This is a genomic window from Arthrobacter sp. H-02-3, from assembly GCF_003097355.1.
Taxonomy (GTDB): domain Bacteria; phylum Actinomycetota; class Actinomycetes; order Actinomycetales; family Micrococcaceae; genus Arthrobacter; species Arthrobacter humicola.
This window is the reverse complement of record NZ_PYUI01000006.1, coordinates 134168-150542: the sequence shown is the minus strand read 5'-3', so window position 1 is coordinate 150542 and position 16375 is coordinate 134168. Positions and strand designations below refer to the sequence as shown.

The window sequence follows — 16375 nt, the reverse complement described above, 5'->3', positions numbered from 1 at the left end:
GCCGCCGGGTGGGCCGCCGCACCCACCCGTCTGTTCCTGCGCCGGACTGGGGCTCGACGCCGGATTAGGGCTCGACGTGCATCTTCGCGGCTTCCTCAAGTTCGGCTGCCTGGGTCTTTGCCAGGCGCCATTCCGCAGCCGTGTCGATGCGGCGGGTGAGTGCCCAGTAGAGAACGGCCGAGACCGGCAGGCCAATGAACAGGGAGATGTCAGCGCCACCCATTGCCTCGGCCGCGGGTCCGACGAAGAGTTTTCCGGCGGAGAAGAAGGGAATCATGACCAGGAAGCCCACGAGGTAAGACGTGATTCCGGGCCAGCCCCAGCGTCCGTAAATGCCGTGCGGGTGGAAGATCTCCGCGATGGCATAGTGGCCCTTGCGGACGACGAAGTAGTCGGTCAGGTTGACCGCTGTCCACGGGATGAAGAAGTACAGCACCAGCAGCAGGAAGTCGTTGAAGTTGACGAGGAAATCGGCGGACGCGACGTTGGCGAAGATGATTGAGATGGCCGCGGTGATCACGATCGTGACGACGCGGATTTTGACTGTCGGCCGGATGCGGCGCAGGCTGTCGATGGAGGAGATCAGAGTCAGGGACCCGCCATACATATTCAGCGCCGTGACCGACACGAGCCCTAGGGCTGCGATGAACAGCGCTATCGATCCAAACCCCGGGAACAGCTTGTTGGCGGTGTCCTGGATCGAGCCGATAGTCTCGAAGTCCGCGCCGGCGGCCGCGGCGATGAACGAGCCCAGGAACATGACCCACATACCGCCGAGGGCGCTTCCCCAGAACGTCCACTTGAAAGTCTTGCGGCCGGAATCCGGGGGGAGGTAGCGGGAATAGTCGGAGACGTAAATCGCCCAGGAAATCTGGTAGCCGGCGGCCACGCCCAGTTGACCCAGGAACGGGACCAGATGGAAATCGGCCAGGTTAAACGCGCCGCCGGGCAGGTCAAGGTGGGTGAGGACAGCCACCGTCAGCAGCGCCAGCATGATGATGGTCAGGTAGGTCAGATAGCGTTCGAAGCCGTGGATCAGGTCATAGCCGAACAGTGCGACGGCGGCGGCGATGATCGTGATGACCCAGAACCAGAGGGTTGCGTTTCCGATGTGAAGGGACCCGGTCACGGCCTCGCCGGCCAGGACGGTGTTGAAGACATTGAATCCCGCGTACTGCAGGTAGGCGAACAGCCAGACCAGCAGGGCCCCCACGTACCCGAACTGCGGACGGGACTGGATCATTTGAGGCAATCCGAGTTGCGGCCCCTGGGAGGAGTGCGCCGCCATGAACAGGGTGCCTACGAGCACGCCGATGGCGATCGCGATCAATGACCAGATCAGGTTTCCGCCGGTGGTGATGCTGATCAGTCCGACCGCGAGCGTGGCGATCTGGGCGTTGCTCATGAACCACAGCGGCCCGATGTTCGAGACCTTTCCATGCCGCTCATTGAGCGGAACATAGTCAATCGACCGGACTTCGAGTCCCCTGCCCGCCGCCGGACCTGTGGCTGTACTCATGACTTGTCTCCTGGATCGTGCGATGCTGCCAGCATCGGTGCGGGGCTGAGGGGTTCGGCGACCGGAACCCGCGGGGTCGCCGAGAGGGCATGAAGCGAATCACATGCAGATCGCGGACGAGAGTAAACTCGAATCGTGTCGTTCCCCGGGTGGGGATGACAGAATCGTGGTCGCCATATTGTGCGAATGTCAAGAGCTGCCGGAGGGCACTACTGGGCTCAACGGCAGGCATCATCGGGTCTCTTGCCCCACAGACCGGCGGGCGGCCGGAAGCGGAGCGGGCGATGGGAGCCGATCCCGCCGTCGGCCTTCTCCCGTAACCGTCCGTTCGAAGGTAACCGCTGATGTCCCACCTTGCCGTTGCAGCCGTCCAGGCCCCTCCGCGCCCGATCGGTGAGCCCTTCCCCGCGTTCGCCGATGAAGCCGCTCGCGTCTTGGCGGACGTGCCCGAAACGCAGCTGATGGTCTTTCCCGAACTCCACCTGTTCAGCGACGGAATCCCGGACAGACAACGATCCGAAGCGCTCCAGGAGGCCGCGCAGCCGCTCGACGGGCCGCTCGTCAATGAGTTGCGGCAACTCGCCGGAGACCTCAAGCTCTGGCTGGTCCCCGGGAGCATCTGCGAACGCGGGCCGCATGGACAGCTGTTCAACACGTCCCTGGTCCTCTCCCCCGAGGGTGCCCTGGCGGCAAGCTACCGAAAGATTTTCCCCTGGCGCCCGTTCGAACCCTACGACCCCGGAGACACTTTTGTGACGGTCGATCTACCCGGATTCGGCAGGGCCGGCCTGTCCATCTGCTACGACGCCTGGTTCCCCGAGGTCACCCGCCAGCTGGCCTGGATGGGAGCCGACGTCATCATCAATGTCGTCAAGACCACCACCCCGGACCGGGCCCAGGAGCTGATCCTCGCCCGCGCCAACGCAATCGTCAACCAGGTGTTCATGATCAGCGTCAACTGCGCCGGGCCCACCGGCCAGGGACGCAGCATCATCGTGGACCCCGAGGGCGCCGTCCTGTCCGAAGCCCCGGACGACTCCCCCTGCGTGCTCTCCGCAGCGCTGGACATGGGGCACCCGGGGCGGGTCCGTTCAGAAGGTACTGCAGGATTGAACCGGATGTGGTCGCAGTTCCGGACCGATGACCCTCCCATCGAGCTCCCCATCTATGGCGGCAGAATCACCCCAGCTACCTGGACACCGGAAGCCCACACGAAGCACCAGCCGTAGCCTGGCCCGCCTGCCGCTGGAAGTTCGGATACGACAAAGCCGACGCAGTCGAAGTGTGGACCGGTCCGTGGAGCGCCGACGACGAGTACGCCATCAACACGTGGGATTCCATGCTGGCCCGCTCCGTGCGCACCGGCGGCCGCTGGCTTCCGGCAATGGGCAACAGCGACGCCCACAGCGCCCCGCAAAGTCAGGGCATACACGAAAGCGGCGGCCGGTCCCGTGTGTGTTGGACCGGCCGCCGCCCAAGGAGATCAGTTGAGCCTCAGGCCTTGGCCTTCCGCTTCACCCAGCCCCAAACAGCCGTGGCCACGAGCAGCACCAAGCCGATGATGGCCAGCCAAAGCAGGCCCTTCACGGCGAAGCCAAGGATCGAAAGAAGGAGCCAAATGATAAGTAGTGTGATTATTAGTCCCATGCCGTAAAGCCTAAGCCACGCCAGAGGTCGCGGATGGCATTTTGGGCAGGGCGCTGGCCGGCTCCACCGCGGACATCGGCTCCTAGCAGTGGCGGTAGGCGTCGTCGCGGCGTACGGAGCCGCCACTGTCCCCGTCCCATCCCGGGATGGCTGCGAGGAAGGCCGCAGTCGTAGCCACCACATGCGAGTTGCCGCACTGGGTGCAGCTGATGGCGGCGGCAAGGGTCTCCTGCCGCGGATTCATCATGGTGACGGAGTCCGCGGTCAGGTGCCGGTCGGTGTCGCAGCTCGCGCACCAGGGCCGGCGGCCCCGGGGCTGATGGGCGTCCCGGGGCAGGTAAGTGTTGGACGTGATTGACATCCGGCTCAGACCAGGACCGGGTAGCTGGCCAGGATGTAGTCCGCCGCGGCCGGGCCTTTCATGCGGAGGCCGGTGCCCTTAGGGTGGACCTGTTTCTTCTTCATGGCCGCCCAGAATGCGTCTTCGGAGCGGGGCGCGGCCTGGCTCAGGAAGCACCAGCTGGTGTACAGCCCGTAGAGCGGGTCCCGGCCCAGTGCGCGATCGGATGCAGGGTCACGGGTGGTGGCTTCCTGCAGGAATTGGTCATAGTGAGAAGTTGCCATGTGTGGCTCGTTTCCTCGCGGTGCAGTCTGTGCCGCCGTGTGGCTACAGCAGCTGGACTTCAAGGCCGTGCACGCGGCGTCGAAGCATGATCCCGGGCTGCTGCGTCGCCGCAGATCCGGGGATAGAAGGTTATCGGGCCGGAAATCCACGTGCCGCGGAGGTCAGCCAAGCAACTTGTCTACAATGTAGACTGTAGGCGTAGACTACATATTAAGCAACCTGTCTATTGTCCTGGCAGCGTGACTTGTCCCCGACCCGAACGGAACACGATGTCGCCCGAAGCGAACCCGGCGCCCCCAGCGGCAACCGGCAAGAAGAAGCGGCTCAGTCGTGAGATTGTTCTGTCCGCGGCGCTGGCCCTGGTGGACGCTGAAGGACTCGACGCCCTCACCATGCGCAGGCTCGGCCAGGAACTGGGACGGGATCCCATGGGCCTGTACCGCTACGCCGAAAACCGCGCAGCACTGCTGGACGGAGTCTCAGAACTCGTCCTGAATGAACTGGCCATCTTTCCCGATGATCCCGACTGGCAGGCGCAGCTCCGCCGCATTGCCCACGACCTGCGGCTCCTGGCGCTCCGGCACCCCAATGTTGTGCCCCTCCTCGTGACCCGGCCCCTATCAACGCCCTTGGGCCTCAGGCCGCTTGGGACACTGCGGCCGCTGGAGCAGATCCTGTCCCTGCTGATCGACGCCGGATTCGCGCCCGCCGATGCACTGCACGTCTACCGCGCCTACTACGGATTCCTTTACGGGCACATCCTCAACGAACTGCAGGAATTCATCGTTGACCCCGACGAAAACGAAGCGCTTCTCCGCCTGGGCCTGCACCGCCTGCCACCGAAGGACTTCCCTCACCTCCGCGCCCTCGCCCCGGTGCTCGTCGACTACGACGGGATGGCTGAACTGGATGAAGGAATCACCATCCTGCTCTCAGGCCTGGCCGCGCGCCTCTCGCTGCCGGAAGCTCCGGCCAAACTCTGACGGTCGAGAAACCCTAAGCGCCGGCGCCGGCATCAATCCTGACGTTTCCGGCGCCCGCAAGGGCCCGCAGCTCGCGAAGGATCTCCAGCTGTTGACTGTTGATGGCCATCAGCAGGTCGATCTCCTCCTTGGACTTCACGTTGGTGTCGCGGTCGTGCTGGGCCATCGCTGCGGCAATCGCGTCCTGCCGCTTGGCCGCGATCAGAAGAATCGCTCCCTGCAGCCCCGCCAGCATCGAAAGAAAGAGATTCAACAGAATATACGGATACGGATCCCAGGCGTTGTTCGCCAGCGCCCAGCTGTTGACTGCCGCCCACACGATCATGAAGCCGATGAAATCGCCGACGAACGGCCAGCTGCCCATCCCGTTCCGCATGACATCCGCAGCCCGTTGGCCCCGCGTCAAGGATTCCTTATGGGTTTCGTGCCAGGTCTTTCGCTTATCGATCATGCCCCACCCTAACGCCGGGACTCCGATGTGGGCCCGGCGGGCCGCGGCGTCAGCCCGCGGTGGCCGCGCCGAGGGTGACGTCAGTGCTGTGCTGCCCGCCGTCGCGGTCGAAAGTGGCCTTGACGGTGGCCCCGGCGGCCTGTTCCCGCGCTGCCGCCGTGAGCTCGGAAGCATCAGTCACAGTCCGGCCGCCCAGCTCGGTAATCACGTCGCCGGCTTTCAAGCCGGCCTTGTCCGCCGCGGAGCCCGGGGTCACGGCAGCCACCTCTGCCCCGGTCGTGAATCCCGACGAGGTTCCCGCGGCCTTGTCCTGCACCGAGAGGCCGAGCTGGCCGTGCGTGGCCGTGCCTGTGCCGATGATCTCCTGGGCGACGCGTTTCGCGTTGTTGACCGGGATGGAGAAGCCGACGCCGATGTTCCCCGACTGGGCTGAGGAGGAGGACGTGGATCCGGCCGAGGCGATGGCCACGTTGACTCCGATGATCTCGCCGCTGGTGTTCACCAAGGCGCCGCCGGAGTTTCCCGGGTTGATGGCCGCATCCGTTTGGATGACGTTGATGCTGATGGAATCCTGCGCGGCACCGGAGGACCCGCTCTGCGAGCCGGGCGCGGCCGAGGAAGCGGTCTCGATGGTGCGGTTTGCTGCCGAAACGACGCCGTCCGTCACCGTTCCGCTCAGCCCCAGGGGTGCTCCGATAGCAATGGCGGTGTCACCGACCTTGACCTTGCCGGAGTCGCCCAGGGATGCCGCCACCAGCCCCGGGGCAGTGATGTGGACGATGGCCAGGTCCGAGAGCGGATCCGTTCCGACAATGGTCCCGGGGTAGACCTTGCCGTCGTTCGTCCGAACCTCAATGGCCGCGTTCGCGGCCTGTCCGTCCAGGGTGACCACGTGGGTATTGGTCAGAATGTTGCCGGACGTGTCCAGAATGATGCCCGATCCGGTACCGCCGGAAGTGCCGGAGCTGGCGCTGATGGTCACCACACTGGGCGAGGCCTTCTGTGCGGCCGCTGTCACGGCGTTGACGCTCTCGGGATTGTTGACAATCACCGGCGTGTATTGGGTCGTTTGGGTGGTGCCGGCTGCCGGGGCTGCGGTGTTCCAGATCGACGTCGCCGCTGCAGCCACACCCCCGCCGAAGGCACCAGCGGCCACCAGGCAGGCAACGAACACGCCGGTGCCAACCCGCTTCCCGGGTTTCCGGCCGGTTGCCGCGACTGTTCCGGCCCGGGGCGCCTCCTGCCGTGCCGGGTCTGCACCGGCTCGTGCGTTGTCGCTGTTCGTGAGATGGTCGTGCTCGCTCATGGGTCATCCTGATCTCGTCGTTATTGCCTGTGTCGACCTCCCGCCTGACCTGCGGGCGAACGTGTACTCATGTCTTCCGTGAACGTCCACTGCCGGCCGGGGCCGCCAGGGGACGCCGGCTGGCATTCGTGGGCTTGGGGCGGACGCACCCCCGATGCTGCGTCCGCCCCCCGGAGTCCCGGTCAAGCTGTGTCCCCATCCTCAAACCCGGGACTGTCGACCGTCTGTCGCGCCGCTGTGAACAGACTGTGAGCCTTTTCGCCGGCGACGCCTGACAGGCCGCTGCACAGCCAGGGCAAAGGTTCCCCTCAGCCCCCGACAATTCCGCGGCAGGAAAGTGGTTACAGGAACACCGCTCCAAGGAGGACCCCGATGATCGTCTACCGCCCCATCCCGCCGCTGACGGCCGGCGGCACCGGACTCAAGGCGGCGCTGGTCGCCATGGCCTTGACCGCCATCCTCGGCACCACCTGGGAGGTCCCGGGCGACACGCCGTGGACACAGGAGAGCCCGCGGAAGGGCTGAGCTGACGATCATCCAGCTAAATTGACCGTTGACCGGCGACAGTCTTCGATATATCGTTAACTATCGCCGAAGGATCGGTGATCATCTGAGGAACGCACCTCAAACGGAAGGACGATGCCGGTATGAAAGGCATTCACGACGACAAATTCACGGACGGCGGACCCGCCCAGGGACGCTTCGGGCGCGGCAGAAGCCGCCGCGGACCCCACGGACACGGCGGTTTCGGGCCGGGCCGCGGGTTTGGGCCAGGATTCGGGCCCGGTCCCGGGCCGGGCTTTGGCCCCGGGTTTGGTCCCGGGTTTGGTCCCGGCGGTTCACGTCGGGCCAACAAGGGCGATGTTCGTTCGGCGATTCTCTCCCTCCTGGCCGAATCACCATCCAACGGCTACGGCCTGATCAAGACAATCGCGGAGAAGACGTCCGGGGCCTGGCGTCCAAGCCCGGGCTCCGTCTACCCGACGCTGCAGCAGCTCGTTGATGAAGAACTCATCACGCCCGTCAGTGAAGGCCGGCGCACGGAATTCACTCTCACCGATGCGGGCAAGGCCTATGTAGCCGACCACGCCGAGGAGCTGGACAATGCGTGGAACACCGATCCCCAGGGATCCGGACCGGCATTTCACCAGAGCGTAGGAAAGCTCATGGGCGTCATCCACCAGTTCCGCTTCTCGGCCACCGAGGAACAGCGCAATGCCGCGATGGAGAAAATCGACGAAACCCGCCGCGCGCTGTACCACATCCTCGCCGACTAGACCCCGCATTCCGGAGCCTTCGTCGGGAGAAACCGGCGCGAAGAGCTCATGCGGCGGGGAACCCATGGAGAGGCAGATCGGTGATGCCGCCTGACAGCCTGAGTCCGGACAGCGCGGGCCCTGACAGCACGGGCCCGCCGGTGCCCGGAATGGCGCCCGGGGCTCCGCCTCCGCGGCGTGCGGTTGACCTATTGCGGGCGCTGCGGGTGCGGAACTTTGCGCTCTTTTGGACGGGGCAGCTCATCTCCGGCACGGGCACCTGGATGCAGATGGTGGCGATGGCCTGGCTTGTGCTGGACATCAGCGGGTCACCGGCAGTGCTGGGTCTGGTGACCACGTTGCAGTTCCTGCCGCTGCTGCTGTTCGTGCTGCCGGCGGGAGTCCTGGCCGATCGCTTCCCGAAGCGCACAATAATGCTGGCAGCCCAGGCCCTCGCCACGGTGCAGGCGCTTGTCCTTGGCTTTCTCGCCCTGACCGGGTCCCCGCAAATCTGGCAACTAGCCCTCCTGGCGTTCATCCTTGGAGTCTCCAACGCGTTCAACAATCCCGCACAGCAGGCGTTTGTCCCCGAGATGGTGGGCCTCACGCTGGTGCCGGATGCCGTGGCCATGAACAGTGTGCAGTTCAATTCCAGCCGGATGATCGGCTTCGCCCTTGGCGGGCTGGCGGTCGCCCAGCTTTCGGCCGCGGCGGTCTTTTTCATGAACGCGGCCAGCTTTGCCGCGGCACTGACCGCGTTGCTGGTCCTGCGCACCGGCGAGCTTCGCCTCTCCCGGAGCAAACCGGCCCGTCACGGCGCCCTGCGCGAGGGCCTGCAGTATGTCCTCCACACCCCCGCCGTCCTCTTTGTCCTTGGGGCCTTGGCCGTGGTGGGGACATTCGGCTACAACTGGCCGGTGGCAGCGCCGTTGCTGGCCCGCGACGTGCTGAACGTGGCGTCCGTCGGCTTCGGCGCGCTCATGTCGGCGTTCGGTGCCGGTTCCCTGGTAGCCGGCATCGGCCTGGTCGTTGTAGGCGGCAGCAACGATCGCCGGATGATCGTCTCGGGCGCTGTCCTTGCAGCGATTTTGATCCTCCTGGGCATCTCGCAGTCCTACCCGGTGAGTCTGGGGCTCATGGCCCTGGCCGGCCTCAGCGGCACGGTGTTCACGACCACAGTCAACACCCGTCTCCAAGGACTCACGCCGGACCGGCTCCGCGGCCGGGTCATGAGCCTGTTCGTGCTGCTGCTGGCCGGCACCACCCCGTTCGGTTCGGCCCTGCTGGGGCTGGGCGCGGAAGCCTTCGGCATCTCGTCCGCCATCATCGGATTCGGCGCCGTCACCCTGGCAGGACTGGCCATGCTGCTCGTCCTTCGCGCTCGAAGGGACGGGCCTTCCGCGGCAAAACGTCGGCCCTCCTGAGAGCCCGGGCGTTGCCGGTCAGGACTCCAGGACCAGCAACTGGGCCTTGTCCGCGCGATACGTGGCGACCATGTTCAGTCCCGCGAGTCCCCTTCGGACGGTCTGGTCATTGCGGCCTGCGGATTGGCTTGAGCCGGTTCGATCGGGCGTTTTCCGGTTGCACTCCAGCGGGTGAGGAAGTCGAGCTGCTCCTGGGCATGGCTTCCGGGTTCAGCGGTGTAAGCGATGAGGGTCAGGCCCTCGCCGGGGAGCTCGAGTGCGTCGCCGGTGAGTTCGATTTCTCCAACGAGCGGGTTGCGAAGGGTCTTGCGGGCTGAGCGGTGGAAGCGGACGTTGTGCCGTGCCCATCGTGTCGAGAATTCCGTGCTTCCAGTGGCGAGGTCCCCGATGAGGTTGCTCAAGGCCCTGTCGTGTGGGCTGCGTCCGGATTCGGTGCGGAGGGCAGCGGCAAGATCATCTGCAAGGGTGGGCCATTCAACGAAGAAGTCCTGTGACCGCGGGTCGAGGAACATGAACCGTGCGAGGTTCAGCGGCAGCGTCGCAGGGCTAAGGATGTCCGTGTACAGGGTGAAGCACAGGCTGTTCGCGGCCACGATATCCATCCTGGCGTTGCGGACGTAGGCCGGCGTCCCCGTCATCCCAGCCAGGATCCGTTCCACACTCGGGCGCACTTCTGTCCGCAGCCGGCGCGCGGCCGGGGCCTCCGATGGCGCGGAGGCCCTGGCCAGGTCCAGCAGGTGGGTGCGCTCAGCCTCGTCGAGCTGGAGGGTGCGTGCGAGGGATTCGAGGACGGAGTCGGACACGCCTCGAAGGTTTCCCCGTTCGAGGCGGGCGTAGTACTCCGTGCTGACGCCGGCAAGCATCGCGACTTCCTCGCGTTTGAGCCCGGGCACCCTTCTGGCCCCGCCGTAGGCGGGTATCCCGGCCTGGGCCGGCGTGATGCGTGACCGCCGGCTCGTCAGGAACTCGCGGACGTCCTTGCTGTTGTCCATGGCTACTACGTTACGAGACCCTTTGTGGCTCTAACAGGAACTGGCAGTACACCGCACAACAGACACTCCCGCGGGCACGCGAGGGCTGGTTCCCTTGAATAAGTTCCGTTTCTGCCTCGCCGTCTTCGGCGCCGTTCTCGCCGGGCAGAGCAACTACAGCAAATGCAGCAGCGAAGATCCACAAGCAAACGACACATGACCACAGGAATACAGGAATCCCGAATGAAGCTCACACCTCCCACCCCCGCGGCCAAGGGCCCGACGTCGAGGTTTACGGGAGACGTCTTCGTCAACGCGCTGCACAACGGCGAGGCCCCCTCCAGACTCGTGGCTGCAATGGTCCGGTTTACCCCGGGCGCCCGCACAAACTGGCACTCCCACCCTCTCGGCCAGACCCTGCACTGCACCGACGGGACCGGGCTCGTCGGCACCCGCGACGGCACAGTCATCGCCATGCGCCCCGGGGACACGGTCCACACCCCGCCCGGCGAGGAACACTGGCACGGCGCCACCAGGGACAACATGATGTGCCACCTGGCCATGGTCGAGCATCACGACGGGCAGAGCGCCACCTGGCTTGACCCCGTCACCGACCAGGACTACGAAACAGCCCACACCCAAACAAAGGAAACCCCATGAAAACCGTGACCCTCAACAACGGCGTCCAGATGCCGATCCTGGGCTTCGGCGTCTTCCAGATCCCCGACGGCGAAACCCAGGCCGCCGTCGAAGCCGCCCTCGCGGCCGGTTACCGCCACCTGGACACGGCGGCCTCCTACGGCAACGAGGAAGCCGTGGGCGCAGCGATCAAGGCGAGCGGAATCGCGCGCGAGGAACTCTTCGTCACCACCAAGCTCTGGATCCAGCACGCCCCGACCGGCAGCGTTCAAGAGGACACGAAGCGGGCCTTCGGAAACTCACTCCGCCGGCTCGGCCTGGACTACCTCGACCTGTACCTGATCCACCAGCCGCTCGGGGACTACTACAGCGAGTGGCGGGCCATGCAGGACATCAACAAGGAAGGCCTGGCCCGTGCCATCGGCGTGTCCAACTTCCACCCGGACCGGCTGGTTGATCTCATCGACCACAACGAGATCGTCCCGGCCGTCAACCAGATCGAGACCCACCCCTTCCACCAGCGCGCCGCCGATCAGGCGCTGATGCGCGAACGCGGCGTCCAGATCGAATCCTGGGGGCCGTTCGCCGAGGGAAAGAACAACCTGTTCACCGATCCGGTCCTCAGCGCCATCGCCGAGGCCCACGGCAAGTCTGTCGCCCAGGTCGTGCTCCGCTGGCTCATCCAGCGCGAGGTCGTCGTCATCCCCAAGTCCGTGCGTCCCGATCGGATGGCCCAGAACCTTGATGTCTTCGACTTCACCCTCACCGACGAGCAGATGAGCCAGATCGCCACCCTGGACACCGGCGCCAGCCTCTTCTTCGACCACCGCGACCCCGCCATGGTCAGCTGGCTGGGAGGCCGCAGGATCGACTGACCCTGCTCCTTCAGAGCGGACAAGCCCGCCAGCTTCATCTCCGCTCGGCGACTACCAACCTGCTCTTCACATCTCCCGAAAGGACTCCACCATGAGCGATTCAAACCAGACCCGGGCCCAGCAACTCATCGGCGACTTCGCCCCCAAACTCGTTGACCTCACAGACCGTGTGCTCTTCGGCGATATCTGGGAACGAATCGAACTCTCCCCGCGGGACCGCAGCCTCGTCACGGTCGCCAGCCTCATCACCAGCGGCAGCACCGAACAGCTCCGCGGACACCTCGTCCGGGCCAAGGCCAACGGCCTGACCGAGACCGAACTCAAAGAGACCATCATCCATCTGGCCTTCTACGCCGGCTGGCCCAAGGCGATGTCCGCCATTACGGTGGCCAAGGAAATCTTCGCCGCCCCGTGAACGCGTTTCCGGGCGTGGTCGCGCCCTGGAAAGGAGCCGGACGGGCATGGCGCCCGCCGTGGAGTGGGAGCAGTATGAGGGAATGAACCCGCCCAGCGCCGGGACCTGCTCAGAAGCGACCACGCAGACTCCATGACCTCCGGTAGCACCACGAGTCGAAAGGAACGGGAAATGCGCAAGACAGGTGCCGCCGTCGCCTTCTATGCGCTCAGTATTGTGCTGCTACCGGTCTCGCTACTCGGCTATGCGATCTGGGTGGGCAAGCTCCGGGCCGCGAAACCGTCCGGTGTGTCGACCAGTGCGCAAGCCCCGCTCTCGGCCAGGTGGGCGATGCACAATTTCGGCGTGCGCGAAGACCAGGCCGCGAACCTGCTGTTGCCCGTCCTGCCCGGCGTGCCCTGGCTGGGCATGCGGCTGGCATTCTGGCCGACGGTCTTGGCGCACCGCGTCACCGGCTACGTCTCGAAGACCTTCCGGTACCCCTTCGAGGGCAGGATCCCTCCCCAGGCCGAGGCGTCGGCCAGGGTCACGTTCTTCGACAGCGCCGTGGACCGCTTCCTTCCCGCCATCGACCAGCTGGTCATCCTCGGCGCCGGTTTCGACACGCGCCCCTACCGCCTCCCGCAGGACACGCCCGTCAGCTCCTTCGAGGTCGATGCCCCGAAGACACAGGCGGTCAAACGCGCCATGCTGGACAAGGCAGGGATCGACGCACGCAAGGTCACGTTCGTGCCTGCTGACTTCGAGAAGGATGACTGGCTCGCCAAACTTGCCGACGCCGGGTTCGACCCCGGACGCCCGGTGCTGTTCCTCTGGGAAGGCGTGACAATGTACCTCGAGCAGGCAGCGATCGAGGACACGCTGAGCAAGGTCGCGGGCTGCGCCCGGGGCAGCCTGCTCGCCTTCGACTACTTCACGACCGAGACTCTCGAATCGACCATGCTGTACTGGCGGTACGGGAGGGCGGCGGCCAAAGCAGTGGGCGAGCCGTTGAAGTTCGGTGTGGACAGCACACCGCCGTCGCGGGAGCGCCTGTCCGAACTTCTCCGATCCTGCGGGTTGGCGATCCTCGAACAGCATGTGCTCGGTCGTGAGACCACGAAGAAGCGCGCGTGGGGTGGCTTCGCGATTGCCGTGGTGCAGTGAAGCCGCTGCCGAACGCGGCCGACAGCGGGGACGAGCCCGGACTGAGGCGTCAGGCGCGGAGGGATGCCAAGGCGTGGGAGAGGGGCATGGCTAAAGCGGGACCGTGGCCCGGAAGAATGACCGACGCTTCTACGCCGTCGAGGACATGGGTCGCGGACAGCACGGTGCCCGGCTCGGTATGGAACATCGGATGGAGCATCTGCGGGCCTCTTTGCCGAGTCAGGGGGTGCCCGGTGATCAAGGAGTCGCCGGTGGCGATCACCCCGGCGCCGCGGAAATAGATGGAGGCGTTGCCCGGCGTGTGGCCGGCAACCAGGATCGCCTCAGGGCTGCCCGGGAGTTCCCGGAGCTGCTCCGCCGTCCAGGCCCGGGCCTCGGTGGCTGGATCGGCGTTCAGCGCGCCGGCCCTGATCGCGTGACTCATCCAGCGCAGGACGCGCGGACGCCAGGCGCGGAGGACAACCTGTCCCAGGCCGACCTGGTGCTTTTCGTGTCCCTGGACGTGTGCCAGCTCTTCCGGACTGCACAGGATCGGGGTCCCGAACGTACGGGAAAACAGGGCCGCCGACCCTGTGTGGTCGACGTGACCATGCGTGATGAGGATGGCGCGGGCCTTGGCCGGCTTCAGCCCGGCGTAATCGATGGATTTCAGGACGAAGTCCGTGTCGCCGGGGTAGCCGCTGTCAACGAGGATGAAACCGGACTCGTCCCGGACGATGATCCAGTTGGATGCCGGGCCTTCGACAAAGAAGAAGCCTGGAGCCGGTTCGGAAACCTGCGATGAGGGCTGCCATGCGGTGTGGCCGGAATGCGCAAAAGGGTCGGGCAAAGGACTGTACTCCTGAAGATGGTGATCAGATGACGCTTTGTACAGCCTGCCGGGCATCCGCCAGATGGGCTTGGTAGACATATGATGCCAATCGGTTCAGGCAAACTCAAATCCACAAGTCGTGATCCTTGGCCCTTGGCGGCACGGTTTTGACAAAAATATGACATAAGCCCCAAATGGTGGAAGATGGCCCCCTGGTCATGCCAATTGGTTGCGTCATAATGCGCGGCGGCAACGACCCTATATGAGCGACGGGCGCAGGAGTCATGAACACGTTAGGCGACACGCGAGGCCGATGGGTCCTGGTGGACTATCTCAACAAGGAGCAGCCCGGTCTCCTGAGCATCGGTGCGGTGAACTACTCAGGGTCCAGTGTCCGCAAGAACCTCGATCCGCTGGGCCGCGAACTGCTGATGGACCGGATCAAAGGCGTCGCTGAGACCGGACGGCAAATCCACGACCCCGTCCATCATCGGGGCATCAATTACCATGTTCTCGCAGTGCCGATTAGCTCTCCGATGACGAACACGGTTCTTGCAGTTCTGGCCGTCTACACTGCGGCGGGAGACAACCCGCCACCGCGCCCGCCGATCGGCGCCCTGGAGTGGACGATCTCCTCCACCGGGCACATTGAAACGTCCTGGAATGATGACCTTTTCGCCATCTACGAGATCGATCGTTCCGGGGAGAGCCCCACCGGGGACATGAACCAATGGGTCAGCGAACTGATCTCCCCTGAGGACAGAACCCGGATGAAGGTGACCATCGACGCGGCCATCACTTCGATGAACGCACAACGCTACCTGGTGCCGTACAAGATCATCACCAGATTCTCGTCTGCTTTGCCCGGGATCAAGAACCTCGAGGTGTCCGGTCGGGTCATCCCTGACGAACAACGGCAGGGCAAGTGGCTGCGTGCCATCACACGTGAGGTTCAGGAGGCCACCCCGTCCCCGATCACGCCTGGTTTCGGGGACTTCCAGTCCAGCAGCCTGCTACGCGCCGTCTTCGAACTCGCCGAGGAGCGGGTGCTGATGGCCGTCGACACCACCTGCTGGCAGACCTTCATGACGTCCGGCTCTTGGCAGCGGTTCGGCATCCAGTCACCGAGATTCGGCTACCTCCCCCACGTCATCCATCCGGACGATTACCGCGCCTTTAGGGACACCGTTGAAAAGGCTCAGCCCGCCACCCGCGCGACAGTGCGCCTCCTGCACACAGACAGCACGTACAGGCCGTACACCGTTTGCGCCAGCAGCGGCCAAAGTGGACACGGCGACACTGACCGCTACGCCGTTGTGGCTTTGTCCCGCCTTACAGGGCCGTAGGGCCCCATGAGGGTTCGGGTGTAACCTGCTCAAAACCTCTGGCCGAGTGAAGGAGTTGGCGTGGACACACGAAAGCTGAAGTATTTCTTGGCCGTCGTTGACCACGACGGATTCAACCGCGCCGCAGAGCATCTGCTTATCGCCCAGCCGTCTCTTTCCCAGACTATCGCCGCCTTAGAGAAGGAACTGGGCGTGCCGCTTTTCCACCGGATCGGCCGCCGGGCAGTTCTGAGTGAGGCGGGCAAGGAACTCGTCGGGCCGGCACGTCTGGTGATGCGGGACCTTGATGCGGCGCAGTCCGCGGTCCAGGCGCTGCGGGGCGTGCGGAGCGGGCGGCTGGACATTATCACCATGCCGTCACCCGGCATCGAGCCGCTGACGTCCATGATCGCCGGGTTCACCCGCGCGTATCCGTCGGTCCGACTCAACGTCAGTGCCGCGTTTACGCCGGAAGAAGTCATCGAATCCGTCCGCAGCGGCAGTACGGAGATCGGCCTTGCCGGCTCGCCCACGCCCATCAGGGTCCCGGGCGTCCAAGTCCTGGAGCTGGAACGCCAGCCGCTGATTCTCATCGTCAATCCGGAGGCCGACACTTTCGCCCCGGGGACGGCCATCCAGCGTGATGACCTGGGCGGGCACCGGCTGATCGCCAGCCAGCGCGGTTCCCTCATGCGCTGGCTCGTCGACGATGCGCTGGCGCGCGGGGTCGACGCCGAAATCGTCGTCGAGGTTGCCCACCGGACCTCGATCCTGCCGCTGGTCCTGGCGGGCGTTGGCCACGCCGTGATGCCCTCGTCGTGGGCCCCGCTGGCGCACAAGTCAGGGTTGCGGACCCTCCTGATTGAGCCCGTGTCCCATCTTGACGTGGCCATTCTGAGCCGTAAAGAAGGCCTGACTCCCGCCGCCAGGGCATTCCTGGACGTCGCAGCCCTCCACACCAAGTAACCCGCCCGTCGATTGC

19 protein-coding genes are annotated in these 16375 nt (G+C 65.1%); 11 read left to right on the top strand and 8 right to left on the bottom strand.

Going from position 1 to position 16375, the window contains the following annotated elements; all coding sequences use genetic code 11:
- Window positions 1–64: 64 nt before the first annotated feature.
- On the bottom strand, window positions 65–1519 hold the full coding sequence (locus C9424_RS08340; protein ID WP_116766410.1) for a purine-cytosine permease family protein: 1455 nt from the start codon (window positions 1517–1519) through the stop codon (window positions 65–67).
- 344 nt (window positions 1520–1863) lie between these two features.
- Here C9424_RS08340 and C9424_RS08335 point away from each other — a divergent pair, with 344 nt between their 5' ends.
- Window positions 1864–2748 (top strand): carbon-nitrogen hydrolase family protein, encoded by an 885-nt coding sequence (locus C9424_RS08335; protein ID WP_116766409.1) that lies wholly within the window; start codon window positions 1864–1866, stop codon window positions 2746–2748.
- A gap of 265 nt (window positions 2749–3013) precedes the next feature.
- Here the strand turns inward: C9424_RS08335 and C9424_RS08330 are convergent, their stop codons facing one another.
- The 3 genes from C9424_RS08330 to C9424_RS08320 all read right to left on the bottom strand — a co-directional run bounded on the left by C9424_RS08330 (window position 3014) and on the right by C9424_RS08320 (window position 3790).
- On the bottom strand, window positions 3014–3166 hold the full coding sequence (locus C9424_RS08330; protein ID WP_116766408.1) for an LPXTG cell wall anchor domain-containing protein: 153 nt from the start codon (window positions 3164–3166) through the stop codon (window positions 3014–3016).
- Between the two features lie 82 nt (window positions 3167–3248).
- Window positions 3249–3527: a hypothetical protein gene (locus C9424_RS08325; RefSeq protein WP_116766407.1), complete on the bottom strand. Its 279-nt coding sequence runs from the start codon at window positions 3525–3527 to the stop codon at window positions 3249–3251.
- A 5-nt stretch (window positions 3528–3532) separates the two neighbouring features.
- Window positions 3533–3790 carry a hypothetical protein gene (locus C9424_RS08320; RefSeq protein ID WP_091248726.1) on the bottom strand — a complete coding sequence of 86 codons (258 nt, stop codon included), beginning with the start codon at window positions 3788–3790 and terminating at the stop codon, window positions 3533–3535.
- A gap of 270 nt (window positions 3791–4060) precedes the next feature.
- On the opposite strand from C9424_RS08320, the gene C9424_RS08315 reads away from it, so the two are divergent.
- Complete coding sequence (locus C9424_RS08315; protein ID WP_116766406.1) at window positions 4061–4774, top strand: TetR/AcrR family transcriptional regulator C-terminal domain-containing protein; 714 nt, start codon at window positions 4061–4063, stop codon at window positions 4772–4774.
- A 13-nt stretch (window positions 4775–4787) separates the two neighbouring features.
- Here C9424_RS08315 and C9424_RS08310 read toward each other — a convergent pair whose 3' ends face one another.
- Both C9424_RS08310 and C9424_RS08305 read right to left on the bottom strand, forming a co-directional pair.
- Complete coding sequence (locus tag C9424_RS08310) at window positions 4788–5225, bottom strand: DUF1003 domain-containing protein (RefSeq protein WP_116766405.1); 438 nt, start codon at window positions 5223–5225, stop codon at window positions 4788–4790.
- A gap of 49 nt (window positions 5226–5274) precedes the next feature.
- Window positions 5275–6531: a S1C family serine protease gene (locus tag C9424_RS08305; protein WP_116766404.1), complete on the bottom strand. Its 1257-nt coding sequence runs from the start codon at window positions 6529–6531 to the stop codon at window positions 5275–5277.
- Between the two features lie 372 nt (window positions 6532–6903).
- On the opposite strand from C9424_RS08305, the gene C9424_RS21415 reads away from it, so the two are divergent.
- The 3 genes from C9424_RS21415 to C9424_RS08295 all read left to right on the top strand — a co-directional run bounded on the left by C9424_RS21415 (window position 6904) and on the right by C9424_RS08295 (window position 9211).
- A complete protein-coding gene (locus tag C9424_RS21415; RefSeq protein WP_161958212.1) occupies window positions 6904–7056 on the top strand; it encodes a hypothetical protein in 153 nt (50 codons plus the stop codon).
- 122 nt (window positions 7057–7178) lie between these two features.
- Window positions 7179–7808 (top strand): PadR family transcriptional regulator, encoded by a 630-nt coding sequence (locus C9424_RS08300; protein WP_116766403.1) that lies wholly within the window; start codon window positions 7179–7181, stop codon window positions 7806–7808.
- A 206-nt stretch (window positions 7809–8014) separates the two neighbouring features.
- Complete coding sequence (locus tag C9424_RS08295) at window positions 8015–9211, top strand: MFS transporter (protein WP_161958211.1); 1197 nt, start codon at window positions 8015–8017, stop codon at window positions 9209–9211.
- Window positions 9212–9285: 74 nt separating this feature from the next.
- On the opposite strand, the gene C9424_RS08290 is transcribed toward C9424_RS08295, so the two are convergent.
- Window positions 9286–10203 carry a helix-turn-helix transcriptional regulator gene (locus tag C9424_RS08290; protein WP_116766401.1) on the bottom strand — a complete coding sequence of 306 codons (918 nt, stop codon included), beginning with the start codon at window positions 10201–10203 and terminating at the stop codon, window positions 9286–9288.
- A gap of 222 nt (window positions 10204–10425) precedes the next feature.
- Here C9424_RS08290 and C9424_RS08285 point away from each other — a divergent pair, with 222 nt between their 5' ends.
- The 4 genes from C9424_RS08285 (at window position 10426) to C9424_RS08270 (ending at window position 13257) form a co-directional block, all read left to right on the top strand.
- Window positions 10426–10842, top strand: coding sequence for a (R)-mandelonitrile lyase (locus C9424_RS08285; RefSeq protein ID WP_116766400.1), 417 nt, complete (start codon window positions 10426–10428; stop codon window positions 10840–10842).
- A complete protein-coding gene (locus C9424_RS08280; protein WP_116766399.1) occupies window positions 10839–11696 on the top strand; it encodes an aldo/keto reductase in 858 nt (285 codons plus the stop codon). Before C9424_RS08285 ends, C9424_RS08280 begins: the two co-directional genes overlap by 4 nt.
- A 91-nt stretch (window positions 11697–11787) precedes the next feature.
- Window positions 11788–12111 (top strand): carboxymuconolactone decarboxylase family protein, encoded by a 324-nt coding sequence (locus C9424_RS08275; protein WP_116766398.1) that lies wholly within the window; start codon window positions 11788–11790, stop codon window positions 12109–12111.
- 171 nt (window positions 12112–12282) lie between these two features.
- Window positions 12283–13257 (top strand): class I SAM-dependent methyltransferase, encoded by a 975-nt coding sequence (locus tag C9424_RS08270; protein WP_161958210.1) that lies wholly within the window; start codon window positions 12283–12285, stop codon window positions 13255–13257.
- A 49-nt stretch (window positions 13258–13306) separates the two neighbouring features.
- Here C9424_RS08270 and C9424_RS08265 read toward each other — a convergent pair whose 3' ends face one another.
- Window positions 13307–14086, bottom strand: coding sequence for an MBL fold metallo-hydrolase (locus C9424_RS08265; RefSeq protein ID WP_237563360.1), 780 nt, complete (start codon window positions 14084–14086; stop codon window positions 13307–13309).
- 266 nt (window positions 14087–14352) lie between these two features.
- Here C9424_RS08265 and C9424_RS08260 point away from each other — a divergent pair, with 266 nt between their 5' ends.
- Together C9424_RS08260 and C9424_RS08255 are read left to right on the top strand one after the other, a co-directional pair.
- Window positions 14353–15414, top strand: a complete 1062-nt coding sequence (locus C9424_RS08260; protein ID WP_116766396.1) for a hypothetical protein — start codon at window positions 14353–14355, stop codon at window positions 15412–15414.
- Between the two features lie 60 nt (window positions 15415–15474).
- A complete protein-coding gene (locus C9424_RS08255; protein WP_116766395.1) occupies window positions 15475–16359 on the top strand; it encodes a LysR family transcriptional regulator in 885 nt (294 codons plus the stop codon).
- Window positions 16360–16375: the final 16 nt, after the last annotated feature.